The organism is Psychrobacter sp. CAL346-MNA-CIBAN-0220 (assembly GCF_040309805.1).
GTDB lineage: Bacteria > Pseudomonadota > Gammaproteobacteria > Pseudomonadales > Moraxellaceae > Psychrobacter.
Genome location: NZ_JBEOPF010000028.1, coordinates 1 through 659, shown reverse-complemented (window position 1 = coordinate 659; position 659 = coordinate 1). Strand labels below are relative to the sequence as shown.

Annotated in this window: 1 protein-coding gene; it reads right to left on the bottom strand. The window is 46.3% G+C overall.

All coding sequences use genetic code 11. The features are described 5' to 3' along the window. A partial coding sequence (locus AAEY88_RS12560; protein WP_350562914.1) for a TRAP transporter large permease subunit occupies positions 1-659 on the bottom strand: 659 nt, incomplete at both ends.

Genomic DNA, 659 nt, shown 5'->3' with positions numbered 1-659 from the left:
GCTGCCCCTTCAGTAGGCGTAAATAATCCCAAGAAAATACCGGCAATAATAACAATAAAAATAAAGCTAAAAGGTATCAGCCCTGTCAAAGACACTATTTTAGCTTTCCACGGGGTCCGCTCGCCGCGTGGCGCTAGATGTGGCTTCCAGCGCACCATGATCATGACGGTAATAGAGTACATGACTATGCCTAAAAGACCCGGTAAAAACCCAGCAATAAACATATCGCCAACCGATTGTTGGGTCAAGATAGCATAGACAAGAAGCGCGATACTGGGGGGAATCATGATCCCTAAGGTACCACCAGCAGCTAAAACGCCACAGGCAAAACCCGGCTGGTAACCATGTTTTTCCATTTGTGGCAATGCCACTCGCGCCATCGTAGACGCCGTCGCTAGCGAGGATCCTGAAATAGAAGCAAAGATACCTGATGAGCCAATACCAGCAATCCCAAGGCTTCCTCTAACACCACCAAAGATAGTACGAGTAGAATCAAATAGTTTGGTCGCCATACCAGAATGAGTGGCGAAGACCCCCATTAATATAAACAAAGGAATGGCACTAAAATCATATTTTGCTAAAACATCTACCGGAATATCTTTTAGCATTTGTAAAGCGCCACTAGGCGAGGTTACCGCCCCAAAACCGACTAACCCTAC